The organism is Pseudoduganella sp. jia 9, assembly GCF_055502615.1.
The window spans coordinates 1-17,353 of record NZ_JBUPWE010000036.1; the positions used below are offsets into that span (position 1 = coordinate 1).

13 protein-coding genes and 1 tRNA gene are annotated in these 17,353 nt (G+C 66.7%); 11 read left to right on the forward strand and 3 right to left on the reverse strand.

Annotated features, from left to right (window positions below; translation table 11 throughout):
- The 4 genes from ACY34H_RS29725 to ACY34H_RS29740 form a co-directional block, all read left to right on the forward strand.
- Positions 1–1,164: efflux RND transporter periplasmic adaptor subunit (locus tag ACY34H_RS29725; protein WP_464980909.1), on the forward strand; the 1,164-nt coding region annotated here is incomplete at its 5' end.
- A gap of 41 nt (positions 1,165–1,205) precedes the next feature.
- The gene (locus ACY34H_RS29730; RefSeq protein WP_464981009.1) at positions 1,206–4,358 is read left to right on the forward strand and encodes an efflux RND transporter permease subunit; all 3,153 of its coding nucleotides are present in this window, start codon (positions 1,206–1,208) and stop codon (positions 4,356–4,358) included.
- Position 4,359: 1 nt separating this feature from the next.
- Positions 4,360–5,766 carry an AdeC/AdeK/OprM family multidrug efflux complex outer membrane factor gene (gene adeC / locus ACY34H_RS29735; RefSeq protein ID WP_464981010.1) on the forward strand — a complete coding sequence of 469 codons (1,407 nt, stop codon included), beginning with the start codon at positions 4,360–4,362 and terminating at the stop codon, positions 5,764–5,766.
- 63 nt (positions 5,767–5,829) lie between these two features.
- Positions 5,830–6,669, forward strand: coding sequence for an alpha/beta hydrolase (locus tag ACY34H_RS29740; protein WP_464981011.1), 840 nt, complete (start codon positions 5,830–5,832; stop codon positions 6,667–6,669).
- Positions 6,670–6,684: 15 nt separating this feature from the next.
- On the opposite strand, the gene ACY34H_RS29745 is transcribed toward ACY34H_RS29740, so the two are convergent.
- Positions 6,685–7,905, reverse strand: coding sequence for an MFS transporter (locus ACY34H_RS29745; RefSeq protein ID WP_464981012.1), 1,221 nt, complete (start codon positions 7,903–7,905; stop codon positions 6,685–6,687).
- A gap of 181 nt (positions 7,906–8,086) precedes the next feature.
- Here ACY34H_RS29745 and ACY34H_RS29750 point away from each other — a divergent pair, with 181 nt between their 5' ends.
- From ACY34H_RS29750 to ACY34H_RS29775, 6 genes are all read left to right on the forward strand, one after another.
- Positions 8,087–8,980, forward strand: a complete 894-nt coding sequence (locus ACY34H_RS29750) for a LysR family transcriptional regulator (protein ID WP_464981013.1) — start codon at positions 8,087–8,089, stop codon at positions 8,978–8,980.
- Between the two features lie 263 nt (positions 8,981–9,243).
- Positions 9,244–9,609, forward strand: coding sequence for a cyclophilin-like fold protein (locus ACY34H_RS29755; protein ID WP_464981014.1), 366 nt, complete (start codon positions 9,244–9,246; stop codon positions 9,607–9,609).
- 153 nt (positions 9,610–9,762) lie between these two features.
- On the forward strand, positions 9,763–10,443 hold the full coding sequence (gene paoA / locus ACY34H_RS29760; RefSeq protein ID WP_464981015.1) for an aldehyde dehydrogenase iron-sulfur subunit PaoA: 681 nt from the start codon (positions 9,763–9,765) through the stop codon (positions 10,441–10,443).
- A complete protein-coding gene (locus tag ACY34H_RS29765; RefSeq protein WP_464981016.1) occupies positions 10,440–11,399 on the forward strand; it encodes an FAD binding domain-containing protein in 960 nt (319 codons plus the stop codon). Before paoA ends, ACY34H_RS29765 begins: the two co-directional genes overlap by 4 nt.
- Positions 11,396–13,597, forward strand: a complete 2,202-nt coding sequence (gene paoC, locus ACY34H_RS29770; RefSeq protein WP_464981017.1) for an aldehyde oxidoreductase molybdenum-binding subunit PaoC — start codon at positions 11,396–11,398, stop codon at positions 13,595–13,597. Before ACY34H_RS29765 ends, paoC begins: the two co-directional genes overlap by 4 nt.
- 58 nt (positions 13,598–13,655) lie before the next feature.
- A complete protein-coding gene (locus tag ACY34H_RS29775; RefSeq protein WP_464981018.1) occupies positions 13,656–14,150 on the forward strand; it encodes a (R)-mandelonitrile lyase in 495 nt (164 codons plus the stop codon).
- A 101-nt stretch (positions 14,151–14,251) separates the two neighbouring features.
- On the opposite strand, the gene ACY34H_RS29780 is transcribed toward ACY34H_RS29775, so the two are convergent.
- Positions 14,252–14,872, reverse strand: coding sequence for a TOL_0243 family YfiR-like periplasmic protein (locus ACY34H_RS29780; protein WP_464981019.1), 621 nt, complete (start codon positions 14,870–14,872; stop codon positions 14,252–14,254).
- Between the two features lie 2 nt (positions 14,873–14,874).
- Positions 14,875–16,758, reverse strand: coding sequence for a TOL_0244 family TonB-dependent receptor (locus ACY34H_RS29785; protein WP_464981020.1), 1,884 nt, complete (start codon positions 16,756–16,758; stop codon positions 14,875–14,877).
- Positions 16,759–17,056: 298 nt separating this feature from the next.
- Here ACY34H_RS29785 and ACY34H_RS29790 point away from each other — a divergent pair.
- Positions 17,057–17,131: transfer RNA gene (locus tag ACY34H_RS29790), tRNA-Val, on the forward strand.
- The last annotated feature ends 222 nt before the right edge of the window (positions 17,132–17,353 follow it).

The following is a 17,353-nucleotide window of genomic DNA, read 5'->3' on the forward strand; positions in this document are numbered from 1 at the left end:
CTTTTCCTCGCATGCGCGGCGGCGCTGACCGCCGGCTGCGACTCCGACAAGCAGCAACAGGCCGGTGCGCCGGGCGGCAAGATGCCGCCGCCGCAGGTGGCCGTGTACACCGTGAAGCAGGAAGCGCTGCCGGTGGTGACCGAACTGCCGGGCCGCACGTCCGCGTTCCAGATCGCCGAAGTGCGCCCGCAGGTGGCCGGCATCGTGCAGAAGCGCCTGTTCACGGAAGGGGCCGACGTCAAGGCCGGCACCCAGCTGTACCAGATCGATCCGGCCACGTACCAGGCGTCGTTCAGCGCCGCCAAGGCCGCGCTGGCGCGTGCCGAAGCGAACCTGCTGACGGCCGGCCCGAAAGTGAAGCGCTACAAGGAGCTGGTGGAAATCGAGGGCGTGAGCCGCCAGGATTACGACGACGCGGTCGCCGCCGAAGCACAGGCGCGTGCGGACGTGGAATCGGCCAAGGCGCAACTGCAGACGGCCCGCATCAACGTCGAGTACACCAAGGTGCACGCGCCGATTTCGGGCCGCATCGGCCGCTCGAACGTGACCCCGGGCGCGCTGGTGACGGCCGGCCAGGAAACTGCGCTGACCACCGTGCAGCAGCTGGACCCGATCTATGTCGACGTGACGCAATCCTCGGAAGACCTGCTGCGCCTGAAGAAATCGCTGGAGGGCGGCGGCGTGACGAAGGCCGAAGGCAAGGTCACGCTGAAGCTGGCCGACGGTTCCACGTATGCACAGGCAGGCAAGCTGCAGTTCGCCGACGTGGCCGTGGACCCGGGCACCGGCAACGTGACGCTGCGCGCGCTGTTCCCGAACCCGAAGCATGACCTGCTGCCGGGCATGTTCGTGCGCGCCGTCGTCGAGAACGGCGTCAACGAGCAGGCCATCGCCGTGCCGCAGCAGGGCGTGACCCGCAACCAGAAGGGCGAAGCCACCGCGCTGGTGCTGAACCAGCAGGGCATCGTCGAGCAGCGCGTGATCGCCACCACGGGCACGCTGGGCGACAAGTGGCTGGTGAAATCCGGCCTGGCCGCCGGCGACCGCGTGATCGTCGAAGGCATCCAGAAGGTGAAGCCGGGCGCGCCAGCAGTGGTTGCCGCTCCTGCCGCACCCGCCGCGGCCAGCACCGCCGCCGCCAAGCCGGCCGCCGCCGCTCACTAAGCACGCCAATAAGCAGCCAATAAGCAAGCAGGAGTCATTCAATGGCAAGATTTTTCATCGATCGCCCCATTTTCGCGTGGGTGATCGCCATCGTCATCATGCTGGCCGGCGTGCTCGCGATCCGCGGCCTGCCGATCGCGCAGTACCCGAGCATCGCGCCGCCGACCATCCAGATCGCCGGCGCCTATCCCGGCGCTTCCGCGAAGACCGTGGAAGATGCCGTCACCCAGGTTATCGAGCAGAAGATGAAGGGCATCGACGGCCTGCGCTACATGTCGTCGAATTCCGATACCACGGGCGCCGTCAGCATCACGCTGACGTTCGCCAACGGTACCGATCCCGACATCGCCCAGGTGCAGGTGCAGAACAAGCTGCAGCTGGCCACGCCGCTGCTGCCCGCCGAGGTCACGCAGCAGGGCCTGGTGGTCTCGAAGGCCACCGTGAACTTCCTGCTGGTGCTGGGCTTCGTCTCCGAAAATGACAGCATGAACAATGCCGACATCGACGACTACGTGGCATCGAGCGTGCTGGAACCGCTGTCGCGGGTGCAGGGCGTTGGTGAGATCACGCACTTCGGTTCCCAGTATGCGATGCGCATCTGGCTCGATCCGGCGAAGCTGACCAGCTACCAGCTGACCCCGAGTGACGTGATCGCGGCCGTGCAGGCGCAGAACGCCGAAGTCTCGGCCGGTGAACTGGGCGGCGCGCCGTCCGTGCGCGGCCAGCAGCTGAACGCCACGATCACCGCGCAGAGCCGCCTGCAGACGGCCGAGCAGTTCGGCGCGATCCTGCTGAAGACGCAGGCCAGCGGCGCCGCCGTGCACCTGCGCGACGTGGCGAAGATGGAGCTGGGCAGCGAGAACTACAACAGCGTGGTGCGCTACAACGGCAAGCCGGCCGCCGGCCTGGCGATCAAGCTGGCCACCGGCGCCAATGCCCTCGATACCGCCGAAGCCGTGAAGGCCCGGGTCGAGGAGATGGGCAAGCTGTTCCCGCAGGGGATGAAGGCGGTCGTTGCCTTCGATACCACGCCGTTCGTCAAGCTGTCCATCGAGGAAGTGGTCAAGACGCTGGTGGAAGCGGTGGTGCTGGTGTTCCTGGTGATGTACCTGTTCCTGCAGAATTTCCGCGCCACGCTGATCCCGACGATGGCGGTGCCGGTGGTGCTGCTGGGTACCTTCGCCGTGCTGTCGGCGCTGGGGTATTCCATCAATACCCTGACGATGTTCGCCATGGTGCTCGCCATCGGCCTGCTGGTCGACGATGCCATCGTGGTGGTGGAAAACGTCGAGCGGGTGATGACGGAAGAAGGCCTGTCGCCGAAGGAGGCCACGAAGAAATCGATGGGCCAGATTACCGGCGCGCTGGTTGGCATTGCGCTGGTGCTGTCCGCCGTGTTCGTGCCGATGGCGTTCTTCGGCGGTTCCACCGGCGTGATCTACCGCCAGTTCTCGATCACGATCGTGTCGTCGATGGTGCTGTCGGTGATCGTGGCGATGGTCTTCACGCCGGCACTGTGCGCGACCTTCCTGAAGCCGGTGGAGAAGGGCCATCACCTGACGAACCGCGGCTTCTTCGGCTGGTTCAACCGCACCTTTGAAAAGAGCACCAACAAGTACCAGGGCGTGGTCGCCACCATGATGCGTCGCCGCGCGCCGTCGATGCTGCTGTACGCGGTGCTGCTGGCCGTGCTGGCCGTGGTGTTCATGCGCCTGCCGACGTCGTTCCTTCCCGAGGAAGACCAGGGCGTGCTGTTCACGCAGGTGCAGTTGCCGTCCGGCGCCACGCAGGAGCGCACGCTGAAGACCATCGAGGAAGTCGAGAAGCACTTCCTCGTCAACGAGAAGGCCAATGTGGAATCGGTGTTCTCGGTGGCCGGCTTCTCGTTCGGCGGCAATGGCCAGAACAACGGCATGGCCTTCGTCAAGCTGAAGGACTGGGCCGAACGGCCGGGCGACGAGAACACCGGCGCCGCCGTGGCGGGCCGCGCGATGGGCGCTCTGCTGCAACTGCGCGATGCGATGGTGTTTACGTTCGCGCCGCCGGCGGTGATGGAGCTGGGCAATGCCGGCGGCTTCGACCTGCACCTGACCGACACGGCCGGTATCGGCCACAAGGCCCTGATGGCGGCGCGCGACCAGCTGCTCGGCATGGCCGCCCAGAATCCCAACGTGGTTGGTGTGCGCCCGAACGGACAGGAAGATACGCCTCAGTACAAGATTACCATCGACCACCAGAAAGCCACCGCGCTCGGCCTGACGGTGGCGGACGTGAACCGCGTGCTGTCGGTGGGCTGGGGCTCCTCGTACGTGAACGACTTCGTCGACCGCGGCCGCGTGAAGAAGGTGTACATCCAGGGCACGGCCGAATCGCGCATGCTGCCGGAAGACCTGGACAAGTGGTTCGTACGCAATGCCAGTGGCGAGATGGTGCCGTTCACGGCATTCGCCAGCGGCGAGTGGATCTACGCGTCGCCGCGGCTGGAGCGCTACAACGGCATCTCGTCGATGAACATCCAGGGCAGCCCGGCGCCCGGCGTGAGCTCCGGCGTGGCAATGGCCGAGATGGAAAAGATGATCGCGCAACTGCCGCCGGGCGTGGGCTATGAATGGACCGGCCTGTCGATCGAGGAACGCGACTCCGGCGCGCAGACGCCGATGCTGTACACGATCTCGATCCTGATCGTGTTCCTGTGCCTGGCCGCGCTGTATGAAAGCTGGTCGGTGCCGTTCTCGGTGCTGCTGGTGATCCCGCTGGGCATCATCGGCACCGTGATCGCCACCTGGGGCTTCGGCCTGGCGAACGACGTGTACTTCCAGGTCGGCCTGCTGACCGTGGTGGGCCTGGCCGCGAAGAACGCGATCCTGATCGTGGAGTTCGCCAAGGAATTGCAGGAGTCCGGCCGCGACCTGCGCGAGGCAACGCTGGAAGCGGTCAAGATGCGCCTGCGGCCGATCCTGATGACGTCGATCGCCTTCGGCCTGGGTGTGCTGCCGCTGGCGATTTCCAGCGGTGCCGGATCCGGCAGCCAGAATGCGATCGGCATCGGCGTGCTGGGCGGCATGCTGACTGCCACGTTCCTCGGCATCTTCTTCGTGCCGGTGTTCTTCGTGCTGGTGCGCAGCATGTTTACGAAGAAGGATGGAAGGGATGCGGGGCCGGCCACCGCCACGATTGCAAATGAAACGAACTGACATGAACAAGACTTTGATGACCCTCGCCGCGGCGGCACTGCTGTCCGGCTGCAGCCTGGCGCCGGTGTACGAACGGCCAGCGCCACCCGTTGCCCCCGCGTGGCCGCAAGGCGATGCGTACCGGCCGGCGGCGCATGCCGGCGCCAACGCGGCGCACGATATCGCATGGCGCGATTTCATCGCCGACGAACAGCTGGAAAAGCTGGTCGAACTGGCGCTTGCCAATAACCGCGACCTGCGTGTCTCGATCCTCAACATCGAAGCCGCGCGCGCCCAGTACGGCGTGCGGCGCGCGGACCGCGTGCCGGGCCTGAACGCCAGCGTGGGCCAGACGGCCCAGCGCGTGCCGGACAATCTTTCCGCCACGGGCGAGAGCTACATCACGCGCCAGTACACGGCGGGCCTGGGCATCCCGGCCTTCGAGCTGGACTTCTTCGGCCGCGTGAAAAACCTGTCCGAGGCGGCCTTGCAGCAGTACCTTGGCACCGAAGAGGCGCGCCGTTCGCAGCAGATCAGCCTGGTGGCCGAAGTGGCCAACGCCTGGCTGACGCTGGCGGCGGACCAGGAGCGCCTGCGCCTGGCGCAGGACACGCTCAAAAGCCAGCAAATCAGCTATGAGCTCAGCAAGCGCCGCTTCGAAGCGGGCGCCACGTCTGGCCTCGACATGTACGAAGCGCAGACCAGCGTCGAGACGGCGCGCAGCGACATGGCCGTGTACACCGCGCAGGTGGCGGCCGACCAGAATGCGCTGGCGCTGCTGGCCGGCGCGCAGGTGCCTGCCGGGCTGCTGCCGCAGGATAGCCTGCAGTCGGTGACGCAGCTGGCGGACCTGCCGGCCGGCGTGCCGTCGGACGTGCTGCAGCGCCGGCCGGACGTGCTGGCCGCCGAGCGCACGCTGCAGGCCAACAACGCCAACATCGGCGTGGCCCGCGCCGCGTTCTTCCCGAGCATCTCGCTGACGGCATCGGCCGGCGCGATGAGTTCCGATTTGTCGAACCTGTTCAAGGCAGGCGCCGGCACGTGGTCGTTCATCCCGCAACTGAACCTGCCGATCTTCGCGGGCGGCCGCAACCAGGCCAACCTGGACCTGGCGCGCACCAACCGCGACATCGCCGTGGCGCAGTACGAGAAGGCGATCCAGTCGGCGTTCCGGGAAGTGTCGGATGCGCTGGCCCAGCGGGGCACGCTGGACGAGCGCGTGGCATCGCAGGCGGCACTGGTGGAAGCGTCCGATAAAAGCTACCGGATCCACGAGCAGCGCTACCAGAAGGGCGCGGAGTCGTACCTGAACGCACTGGTATCACAGCGCAACCTGTACGCGGCCCAGCAGACGTATATCAGCGCGCGGCTGGCGAAAGCCAGCAACCAGGTCACGCTGTATAAAGTCCTGGGCGGCGGCTGGCAGTAGGCGGTCGCGGCCGGCGGTTCGCGGGCGTGTTTGAACCCAACAGCAATGAAGGCGAAGGCGCATATGAGTGAACGATCGAATATTGCAAATGCAGCGGTATCGCGCGACGTGGAAGCGGCAGGTGCCGCCGGCCCGCTGCCGGCCCGGCTCCACATGGCCGGCCCGTCAACGGGAAAACGCGACACCCTGGTGGTGTTCTTCCACGGCGGCGGCTTCGTCGGCGGCTCGGTCGCGGAAGCCGACGAATTCCTGCGCCAGCTGGTCGGCGCCGACCCCGGCATGGTGGCGCTGTCCGCCGGCTACACGCTCGCCTGCGAAAAACCGTTTCCCGCCGCGGTGGAAGATGCCCACGCGGTGCTGCTGTGGGCGAAGAAGAACAAGACGAAGCTGGCCTGGAACGGCAAGCGGCTCATCGTCGCCGGCATCGAGGCGGGCGCCAACCTGGCCGCCGTGGTCTCGCTGGTGGCGCGCGACCGCGGCGGCCCGGCCCTGGCAGGCCAGGTGCTGATCATGCCGATGCTCGACCCAGGCCTGTCGACCTGCTCGATGCGCACCATGCCGGCCTGCGTGGACAAGGCCGCCGTCGTCGACGACGTGGCGCGCAGCTGTGCGGAAGGCTACCGCGCCTACCTGCCGAATGCCGCGGACCGCACGCACCCGTATGCATCGCCGCTGCAGTCGTCGCGTCTCAAGAACCTGCCGCCGGCGCTGATCCTGTCGGCGGACGACGACCCGCTGCGCGATGAGGCCGAACAATACGGCGCCCGGCTGATCGCCGCCGGCATTGCCACGGCGGTCAAGCGCCTGCCGCCGCCACCGCTCGAAGAACCCGGCGGGCGCAGCGACTGCGTCTGCACGTTCGCGCTGGCCGAGATCGCTGCGTTCATCGAGCTGCAGCATTGAGGCGGGATTGCCCGGTCACGCGACCGCTGCGCTGCCCTCGGCCTGCCTTGCCTGGGCCCGCGCCGTCAGCCATGCCAGCGCGGCGGCTGCCATCAGCATGGCGGCGCTGGCCATGAAGGTGCTGCGGTAGCCGCTGCCGTCGAACAGCAGCCCGCCGATCGTCGATCCGAAGGCGATCGACAACTGGATCACCGCCACCATCAGGCCGCCGCCAACTTCCGCGTCGTTCGGAAAGGTGCGCGGCACCCATGCCCACCAGCCCACCGGTGCCGCCGTGGCAACCAGGCCCCAGAAACCCAGCAGCGCAACGACAGCGGCCGTGTGACTACCGGAAGCAACCAGGGCCACGGCCGTCGCCGCCATCAGCAAGGGGATGCCGGCCAGCGTCCGGTAGAAGCCCCGTTTCAGCACGGCGCCGACAACCATCGTGCCGATGAACCCCATGACTCCGATAACGAGCAGGATCAGCGACAGCGTTTCCGTGTCGACCCGGGTCACCGTTTCCAGGAACGGCCGCACATACGTGAACAGCGTGAACTGCCCCATGAAGAACAGGCCGACGGCGAGCATGCCCAGGCTGACGGCTGGCTGGCGGAACAGCCTGAAGATGCCCAGTGGATTGCGTGGGCCAGCCGCCCGCGGCGCGACCGGCATCGATGGCAGGCTGATCCACTGCCAGGCCAGTGCGACGAGCGACACCGGGACCAGGCACAGGAAGGCCCCGCGCCAGCCGATGACCGAACCCAGCCAGGCGCCAAGCGGCGCGGCGATGACCGTGGCCAGCGCATTGCCGCTATTGAAGATCGCCAGCGCACGCGGTACCTGGTGCAGTGGCACCAGGCGCATGGCCGTGGCCGCCGACATGGCCCAGAAGCCGCCCACGACGACGCCGATCAGCGCACGGCCCACCATGTACACGAAGTAATTGGGTGCCAGCGCAACGATGGCGCCGGACAGGCCCATGGCGCCTGTCAGCACCAGCAGCAGCGTCTTGCGATCCAGGCTGCCGGCAAGCGCCGAAATGAACAGGCTCGTGAATACGGCGAAGGCGCCGGAGATCGCGATGCCCTGTCCCGCCATGCCTTGCGTCACGCGCAGCGCGTCCGCGATCGGCGTCAGCAGGCTCACCGGCATGAACTCCGATGCGATCAGCGCGAAGACGCACAGCGTCATGGCGAAGACGCCACCCCAGGCGGCGGGGCGGTCGTTGGCGGAAGTGGTGGCTGGATCATGCATGCGGATTCCCTTCGATGGTTCACGGGCGCTGGCACGCCCGGCGGAGAGGAATGGTAAGGGTGAAACGCGGCGTGCAACCGCCCCGGAATTGCTTGGCCATATGAGCCTGATTCATGAATCACGCGGCAGATTGCTTAGCCGGTATCATAAAATGGTTGACTGGTGTGTTTTCGGAGGCTGCATGGCGCGTGACAATATCAATGACATCATCGTTTTCCTCGCCGTTGCGCGGGAACGCAGCTTCACCCGTGCCGCCGCCAGGCTGGGCATGACGCAGTCCGCGCTCAGCCACATCATCCGCGGCCTCGAAGGTCGCCTCGGCGTGCGCCTGCTGACCCGGACCACGCGCAGCGTCTCGCCGACCGAGGCGGGCGAGCGGCTGCTGCAGAATGTCGGGCCCCGCCTCGAAGAGATCGAGGCCGAGATCGCGGCCGTCAGCGACCTGGGCGACAAGCCGTCGGGCACGGTGCGCATCACGGCGATCGACCACGTGGTCAGTACCGTGCTGTGGCCGCGGATCGCGCCTCTGCTGCCCAGGTACCCCGACCTGCACGTCGAGATCAGTGCCGATTACCGGCTGGTCGACATTGCCGCCGAACGCTTCGACATCGGCGTGCGCTACGGTGACCAGGTCGACAAGGACATGATCGCGGTACGCCTGACCGATGAGGTAGCGATGACGATCGTCGGTTCCCCCGACTATTTCAGCTGGCGCCCCAAGCCCGCCGTGCCGGCGGATCTGATGAAGCACAACTGCATCACCCTGCGGCTGGCGAGCAGCGGCGGCATCTATGCCTGGGAACTGGAGAAGGACGGGAAAAAGCTCGAGGTGCGCGTTCGCGGGCAGGTCGTCTGCAGCAGTGCTTATCATATGCTCGACGCCGCCCTGACCGGCTGCGGGCTGGCGTTCGTGCCCGTCGACATGGCCGGACCGCATGTCCGTGCCGGCAAGCTGGTGAGCGTCATGGAAGACTGGTGCCCGCGGTTCCCGGCGCTGCACGCCTATTATCCGAGCCGGCGCAATTCCTCGCGCGCGGTCACGCTTGTCATCGAAGCGCTGCGACTGAAGACCTGAGCTGGAAGCTTCACCGCCGGCGAATTCACGGCCGTGATTCATGACCGCGATTCATGAGCCCATGCAAATCCGCTGCGGTTTTCAGCGGACTTCCACAACTATCATGCCTGCTTTGCGATGGACACCTGTCCAGCCAACCAGGAAGCCTGATGAGAGCATTTGTAGTCCTTCTCGCACTGTCGATCGGTTCCTGCACCGCGCAAGAAGTCGCAAGGCCGGGCGGGGCGCATGCGCAAGCGGCCAGCAGATCGGGAGTCCCACAAATGAAAGCAGTTTTCAAGATCCGGATCGACGTGCAGGGGACGCCTGTCCTCGTGGCGCTCGACGATAACCAGGCTTCGCGCGATTTCGTCGCGATGCTGCCGCTCGTATTGACGATGAAAGACTATGCGGCCACCGAGAAGGTGGCCGACCTGCCGAGCAGATTGTCGACGGCGGGAGCGCCCGCCGCGATCACTCCGCGTGCCGGGGACGTGGCCTATTACGCCCCCTGGGGAAACCTGGCGATCTTCTACAAGGACGGCATCCATTCTCCCGGTCTCGTCAGATTGGGCGGCATCGGCGAGAGCGTCGACCTGTTCAGGCGATCGGGGCCACTCCAGGTCACGATCACGCTGGCCGAAGAGTAAGGGGCCGCCGGTTGCCTCCGCCTATTGATGAACAGCCTTCATAAGGCTATGGCGAAACGTCGTATCAATCCTTCATCAATCCTGGCCTACCATTCCGTTGCCGGGCGCCGGCAGCTGCGTCCTGCAGCAAGCAAGTCTACTGAAAGGATCACCATGCAAGACTCCAGCGATATCGACCAGACCAGGCGCGGCGTGCTCATTGCCGGGGCGCTGTCTGCCACCGCTGCCGCCGTGCCGCTGGCGGCGGCCCAGTCCCGCGCTGCCGGCGACACCGCCACCGCGGCCCCCGCCGCCCCCGCCGCCTCTGTCACCGGCAAGGTATCGCTCGTCGTCAATGGCCAGCGTGTCGGGAAGGATGTCGATACCCGCACCACGCTGCTCGACCTGCTGCGCGAACACCTGCACCTGACCGGCACGAAGAAGGGCTGCGACCAGGGGCAGTGTGGTGCCTGCACCGTCATCGTCGACGGCCGCCGCATCAACTCCTGCCTCAGCCTGGCGATCATGCACGAGGGCGCGCAGGTGACCACGATCGAAGGCCTGGGCCAGCCCGGCAGCCTGCACCCGATGCAGGCCGCGTTCATCAAGCACGACGGCTACCAGTGCGGGTACTGCACGCCAGGACAGATCTGTTCGGCCGTCGCCGTGCTCGACGAATTAAGGCAGGGCATCCCGAGCCACGTCACCGGCGACCTGGCCGCGAAGCCACTGCTGTCGATCGACGAGCTGCGCGAGCGCATGAGCGGCAATATCTGCCGCTGCGGGGCCTATTCGAACATCATCGAGGCGATCGGCGAGGTCGCCGGCCTGCCTCGCCAGGAGGGCAGGGCATGAGGGCCTTTACCTATGAACGCGCGCAGTCGCCAGCCGAAGCCGCGGCGGCGGCACTGCGCCAGCCGGGCAGCCGCTTCATTGCGGGCGGCACCAACCTGCTCGACTTGATGAAGCTCGAGATCGAGACGCCGGGCCACCTCATCGACGTCAATGCCCTCGGCCTGGACAGGATCGAAGCCACCGGCGATGGCGGCCTGCGCATTGGCGCGATGGTGCGCAACACGGACCTGGCCGCCGACACGCGCGTGCGCCGCGACTTTGGCATTCTGTCGCGCGCGCTGCTGGCAGGCGCCTCCGCCCAGCTGCGCAACAAGGCGACCACCGCGGGCAACCTGCTGCAGCGCACCCGCTGCCCTTATTTCTACGACACGAACCAGCCCTGCAACAAGCGCGTGCCGGGCAGCGGCTGTTCGGCGATCGGCGGTTTTACGCGCAATCACGCGATCGTCGGCCACAGCGAAGCCTGCATCGCGACCCACCCGAGCGACATGGCCGTCGCCATGCGCCTCCTCGATGCCGGGGTCGAGACGGTGGCTGCGGACGGCGCCCGGCGCACGATACCGATCGCGGATTTCCATCGCCTGCCCGGCACGACGCCGCACATCGAACACGCACTGATTCCGGGTGAACTGATCACCGCGGTGACGCTGCCACCCCCGCTGGGCGGCCAGCACCTCTACCACAAGGTACGCGACCGCGCTTCGTACGCGTTCGCCCTGGTGTCGGTGGCGGCGGTGATCCAGCCCGACGGCACGGGACGCATCGCGCTGGGCGGCGTCGCACACCTTCCGTGGCGCGTTCCCGCGGCCGAACAGGCCCTGCCGCAGGGCGGCAAGGCCGTTACCGGCCTGCTGCTGGGGGGAGCCCGCACGACCGACGAGAACGCATTCAAGATCCCCCTCGTCCAGCGCACGATCGATGCGCTGCTGTCGCAAGCCAGGAAAGGCCGAGCATGAAATTCACGACACCCGCCGGAAGCAATCCCATCGACCAGATGAAGGTCATCGGCCAGCCGGTCGACCGCATCGACGGCCCGCTGAAGACGACGGGCACCGCACGCTACGCCCACGAACACCATGAAGAAGTACCGAACGCCGCCTACGGCTACGTTGTCGGCGCCGCGATCGCAAAGGGGCGCATCACCTCCATCGATACCAGCGCCGCCAGCAAGGCGCCCGGCGTCCTTGCCGTCGTCACCCATGAGAATGCGGGCAAGCTGGGCAAGGGCAGCTTCAATACCGCGCACCTGCTGGCGGGGCCGGAGGTCCAGCATTACCACCAGGCGGTGGCCATCGTCGTTGCCGAGTCGTTCGAGCAGGCCCGTGCCGCCGCGTCCCTGGTCAAGCCCGACTACGCGCCGCAGGCAGGCATGTACGACCTCGACAAAGCGAAGCAGTCAGCCGTCGAACCGAAAGGCAGGGACAATGCGGACACCGGCACCGGCAACTTCGAGCGCGGCTTTGCCAATGCTCCGATGAAGCTGGACGCCACGTACACGACGCCGGACCAGACCCACGCGATGATGGAGCCGCATGCCTCGATCGCGGCCTGGGAAGGCGACCGGCTCACGCTGTACACGTCGAACCAGATGATCGACTGGGGCAAGCAGGATCTTGCCAGGACGCTGGGGATCCCCGCGCACAATGTGCGGGTGGTGTCGCCCTATATCGGCGGCGGATTCGGCGGCAAACTGTTCCTGCGATCGGAAGCCGTGCTGGCGGCGCTGGGAGCGCGGGCGGCGGGGCGGCCAGTCAAGGTGGCGCTCCAGCGCGCGCTGATGGCGAACAACACGACGCATCGTCCGGCCACGATCCAGCGCGTGCGCATCGGCGCCACGCGCGAAGGGCGCATCACGGCCATCGCGCACGAGAGCTGGTCGGGCGACCTGCCTGGCGGCTCGCCGGAGACGGCGGTCAACCAGACGCGCCTGCTGTATGCCGGCGCCAACCGGCTGACGCGCATGCGGCTCGCCACGCTCGATCTCCCGGAAGGCAATGCGATGCGCGCCCCTGGCGAAGCGCCGGGCATGATGGCCCTGGAAGTGGCGATGGACGAAATGGCGGAAAAGCTGAAGATGGACCCGGTGACGTTCCGCATCGTCAACGACACCACGGTGGATCCGCAAACGCCCGGCCGCAAGTTCTCGCAGCGCCGCTTCGTGCAGTGCCTGCGTACCGGCGCCGAGCGCTTCGGCTGGGACAGTCGCAATGCCGTTCCCGGCAAGGTGCGGGACGGCCGCTGGCTGGTCGGCATGGGTGTCGCGGCGGCCTTCCGCAACAACATGAACATGGCCTCGGCGGCGCGCGTGCGGCTCGAACGCGACGGCCGCGTGACCGTTGAAACCGACATGACGGATATCGGCACGGGCAGCTACACGATCATCGCCCAGACCGCGGCCGAGATGCTCGGGCTGCCGCTCGACCGGATCGTCGTGCGCCTGGGCGACTCCAGTTTCCCGGTCTCGGCCGGCTCGGGCGGCCAGTGGGGCGCGAACAGTGCGACCGCCGGCGTGTACGCCGCCTGCGTCGGGCTGCGCGGGCAGATCGCGCAAAAGGCGGGCCTGGACGCGGCGGGTGCACGGTTTGCCGACGGCGCCGTCTTGGCCGGCGGGCGCTCCGTGATGCTGCGCGATATCGCCGCCCGGGGCGAGCTCACGGCCGAGGACAAGATGGAATATGGCGACCTTGAAAAGCGCTTCCAGCAGTCGACCTTCGGCGCGCATTTCGTCGAGGTTGGCGTCGACGTCGCTACCGCCGAGATCCGCGTGCGCCGCATGCTCGCCGTCTGCGCGGCCGGTCGCATCCTGAATCCGAAATCGGCGCGCAGCCAGGTCATCGGCGCGATGACGATGGGCGTGGGCGGCGCGACGATGGAACACCTGGTCGTCGACAAGCGCATCGGCTACTTCGTCAACCATGACCTGGCCGGCTACGAGGTGCCGGTACATGCCGACATTCCGCACCAGGACGTGATCTTCCTCGACGAGGTTGAGACGATGTCGTCGCCGATGAAGGCCAAGGGCGTGGGCGAACTGGGTCTGTGCGGCGTCGGCGCCGCCGTCGCCAATGCGATCTACAACGCCACCGGCGTGCGGATCCGCGACTATCCGGTCACGCTGGACAAGCTGCTGCCGAAGATGCCGGCGCCGGCTTGAAGCGGCATGGCCGGACCACCGGCCATGCCTTCGCACGATGAACGAAAGGACACTAAAAATGAAATGTACCGTTGCGGCAGTATTGTCGCTCGCCATGGCCGCGCCGGCGTTCGCCCAGGCCGCCACGAAAACAGAACCGGCTGGCGCTGCAAAGGAGATGGCGATCGCGCGCGCCGGCACCCAGGCATCGTACAAGGGGCCGGCGCAGACCTTTACGGGGAATGTGCGGGTCGATCCGCTGTTTGGCGCCCATGCGCCGTCGACGGCGTCGGGTGCCGCCGTGACGTTCGAGCCGGGCGCGCGTTCGGCGTGGCATACGCATCCGGCAGGCCAGATCCTGATCGTGACCGCAGGCGTCGGACGCATCCAGCAGGCGGGTGGCCCGGTCCAGGAGATCCGCCCGGGCGACGTCGTCTGGACACCGCCCGGTGTCAAGCATTGGCATGGCGCTGCGCCGGCCACGTCGATGACGCACACCGCGATCCAGGAGAGCGTCGACGGGAAGAACGTCGACTGGATGGAAAAGGTGAGCGACGAACAGTACGGAAAGTAGCGGGCGAACCTACGGTGTCGCGTCGGCCTGAAACTCGGCGCGTACAGGTGCCTCGCAGTGCCAGCACCGGCACTTGCGACGCAATACGCACATCCGATGTTTCAGGGCCGTGCCCCCTGGACCTTGTGCGCCACGGCCAGCAGCCTGGCGCTGACCTTCAATCCGCTGCGCTCGGCGTGGGCGATCGACACGTCGAAGCGGATCCGCCGGTCGACCTGCACGAAGCTGATCATGCCGCCGGCGGCCAGGGCGCCTTCACCGTCGGTGATGGACAGTACCCCCTGGGCAGGCACCGCATCCAGCACCTCCTTCAGCCGCGCGCCGTCCAGGGATCCGACGTACAGCATCTGGATACCGCTGACGGGATCGCCCGGCTGCATCGTGCGCACGGCAACGGCGCGGCCACCGATCCTGCGGGTCAGCCGCAGCTGGTTCAGCTCGGCGTTCACCTTCTCCGCGCCCACGACGCCGATGGTCCATGGCGCCGCCCTGTCGGCGATGGTGGCTGCCGGCCACTCGATGTATTCGGCGAAACGGTAGATATAGGCCGCCTTGACCTGGGCCTCGATCCGTTCGCCATTGGCATCGTCGGCCGCCCGCGCGGCCGCGGCCATCCCCGCGGCCAGCAGGCAATACAGCAGCGCGGCCTTGATGCCCACGGTTCCGGTGTGCGCGGTTCGAATGCGCTGTTGCGGGCGCGCCCGCGCGAGGAAGGTCGCCACGTCTAGAAGCGCATCGTCAGCTTCAGCAGCACGCTGCGCCGGAACACGCTACGCCCCGGATACTCGGCAAATTCGGGATGGGAACGATGCAGCAGGTTGCGCCCGACCAGCGCCACGTCCAGGTTCGGGCGCGGCGTCCACGTCCACTGACCATCGAGCTCGTAATACGATGGCACGGCCGGATCGGGCAACGCTCCCACGTAGCGCAGCGTCAGGTCCAGCGCACTGTCGTCGGTCAGGTCGTGCGACGAGCGCAGCAGCCAGTGGCGCCCGGGGTCGTTGGTGGAGAGCCCGCTGCTGGCGCTGGCGTCCTGGCTGCCCGGCAGCAGGGAAGTGCGCACGCGCTGCACTGTCAGGCCCGCGTTGATGCGCCAGGCCGGCATGGCCTGCCATTGGCCCCATACCTCGATGCCGCGCGTGGTGCCCTCGCGCAGATTCTGGAACGTGAGCAGCGCCGGCGCCGTCGGGCTGGTTTGCGGCTCGAGCGTGCGCAAGCGGTCGTAACGGCTGTAGTACGCCGTGGCCGACCAGGACAGCGTGGGCATGGGCTGGGCGCGGTAGCCCAGTTCGACGACCCTGGCCACTTCGGACTGGAACTCGGGGCCGCCGCCGATCAGATACACCATGCGGCCGCCGGCGTCGATCGGCGCACTCGGCGAGTGCAAGTCGCGGTCGAAGCGCGATGGCGCGCGCACGGTGCGCGCCACGCTGCTCCAGAGCAGCTGGTTCGGGCCGGGCGCCCACGCCAGGCGCAGGCTGGGCAGGTATTCGGTGCCGGTGTACGAATTGTGCTCGACCTTGGCGCCAGCCGTCAGTTTCAGTGACGGCGTAACAGCGTATTCATCCTGCACGAACAGGTTGGACCAGCGCAGGTTCAGGTCGCCGGGCAGGAAGCCGAGCCCGGGCGAGTTCGTCACCCTGTCCCAGCTCTGGCGGAAACCGCCGCCCCAGGTCAGCAGGTTGCGTTCGCCGAGGCGCACGTCGTGCTGGGCGTCGAGGTCCAGCGTGGACAGGCGCTCGACGAACGAACCCGGCTGGTTGCGCTCGGTATGATCGAGGATGACCTGCAGGCGCAGGTTGGCGTCGGGCGACAGCTTGCGCGTCAGCCGGCCCTGCAGGTTGGCCCCCGAGATCTGCACGGGCATCACGAAAAGCTGGCCCAGCTTGCCCTGGTAGGCGTCGCCCGATACGGTCAGCTCGCTGTCGCGCAGGCTCCAGTCGGCACGAAAACCGGCCTGGCTGCGGTGCATGCCGGTGTTGGTGTCGAGCCCGGTGGCAGTAAACGTATTGTTCAGTTGCTGGTATTTCCCGTATACGCGGTAGGTGCCGCCGTTGGCCATCCTGCCGCCATGGCGCAGCGAGGCGTTTTTCTCGCGGTCGCCGCCGGCGACGGAGAGTTGCCCGCCCTGGGTGTCGGCCGACGAACGGGTGATGACGTTGATGACGCCGTTGACCGCGTTGGCGCCCCAGATCGTGGCGCCGGGCCCGCTGATCACCTCGATGCGCTCGATGTCTTCCATCACCACATCCTGGGCATCCCAGAACACGCCGGAAAACAGCGGGGTGTAGATGCTGCGGCCGTCGATCAGCACCAGCAATTTATTCGCGAACGGAGAATTGAAGCCGCGCGCCGTGATGGCCCAGTTGCGCGCATCGACCTGGGCCACCTGCAGGTTGGGCGCCAGGCGCAGCGCCTCGGGCAGCGACTGCGCGCCGCTGCGCTGGATGTCGTCGCCGCTGATGATGAAGACGGAGGCGGCCGCATCGCTGAGCCGTTCTTCCTGCCGCGACACGGACGTCACGACGACATCGCTGAGCTGTTCCAGCGACATGTCGGCGAAGCGATTGCTGTACGACTCCATGGCGTGGGCCGGCGCCGCACCCATCAAGATTGCGGCAAGTCCTGCGCGTGAAAAGCTGGCTCTTCTGGTCATAGCGTCCCTGCGGTTGCCGTGCTCTCCAGTACCTGGCGCCATGGGGCGACAGCAGGAGAAGCAGGCGCGTGTAACGAAATTATAGATCACCCGACACACTTGCAATCTAATATTTTGCTTTTACGCAACAGTAACGTAGATGGGAGCGAAAACGGCCGTCCACCTTGCAAATGGCATGCGACCTGGAAGCAGGATGGTGAAAAGGGTCTTGACGGTACGCAAGGGTGTCACTACAATCATGCCTCTTTCAGGGAGGTTAGCTCAGGGGTAGAGCACTGCATTCACACTGCAGGGGTCGCAAGTTCGAAACTTGCACTTCCCACCAGGATTCGTCGTAATCGAAAAGGCCTGCAACGTTGCGTTGCGGGCTTTTTGCATTGGGTGCGCCCAGCATGGGCGCACTCCTGTGGGTGAAAGTCCCGCCGCGAGCTGACCACAGCGAGCGAAGTGAAGCGCAACTGCGGAAGAGTAATCGACCGTGGGAAGGAAGCGTGGAGCGTAAATCATGAGCCGAGGAACACGAATCGCATAGAAGGCGCTGCCAAGC

Bases quoted from the DNA above. Each gene is read 5' to 3' on its own strand.
- ACY34H_RS29785 (WP_464981020.1), bottom strand. From the start codon at position 16,758: ATGGGTGCGGCGCCGGCCCACGCCATGGAGTCGTACAGCAATCGCTTC.
- ACY34H_RS29775 (WP_464981018.1), top strand. From the start codon at position 13,656: ATGAAATGTACCGTTGCGGCAGTATTGTCGCTCGCCATGGCCGCGCCG.
- adeC (WP_464981010.1), top strand. From the start codon at position 4,360: ATGAACAAGACTTTGATGACCCTCGCCGCGGCGGCACTGCTGTCCGGC.
- ACY34H_RS29745 (WP_464981012.1), bottom strand. From the start codon at position 7,905: ATGCATGATCCAGCCACCACTTCCGCCAACGACCGCCCCGCCGCCTGG.
- ACY34H_RS29765 (WP_464981016.1), top strand. From the start codon at position 10,440: ATGAGGGCCTTTACCTATGAACGCGCGCAGTCGCCAGCCGAAGCCGCG.
- ACY34H_RS29750 (WP_464981013.1), top strand. From the start codon at position 8,087: ATGGCGCGTGACAATATCAATGACATCATCGTTTTCCTCGCCGTTGCG.
- ACY34H_RS29740 (WP_464981011.1), top strand. From the start codon at position 5,830: ATGAGTGAACGATCGAATATTGCAAATGCAGCGGTATCGCGCGACGTG.
- ACY34H_RS29730 (WP_464981009.1), top strand. From the start codon at position 1,206: ATGGCAAGATTTTTCATCGATCGCCCCATTTTCGCGTGGGTGATCGCC.
- ACY34H_RS29755 (WP_464981014.1), top strand. From the start codon at position 9,244: ATGAAAGCAGTTTTCAAGATCCGGATCGACGTGCAGGGGACGCCTGTC.
- paoC (WP_464981017.1), top strand. From the start codon at position 11,396: ATGAAATTCACGACACCCGCCGGAAGCAATCCCATCGACCAGATGAAG.
- paoA (WP_464981015.1), top strand. From the start codon at position 9,763: ATGCAAGACTCCAGCGATATCGACCAGACCAGGCGCGGCGTGCTCATT.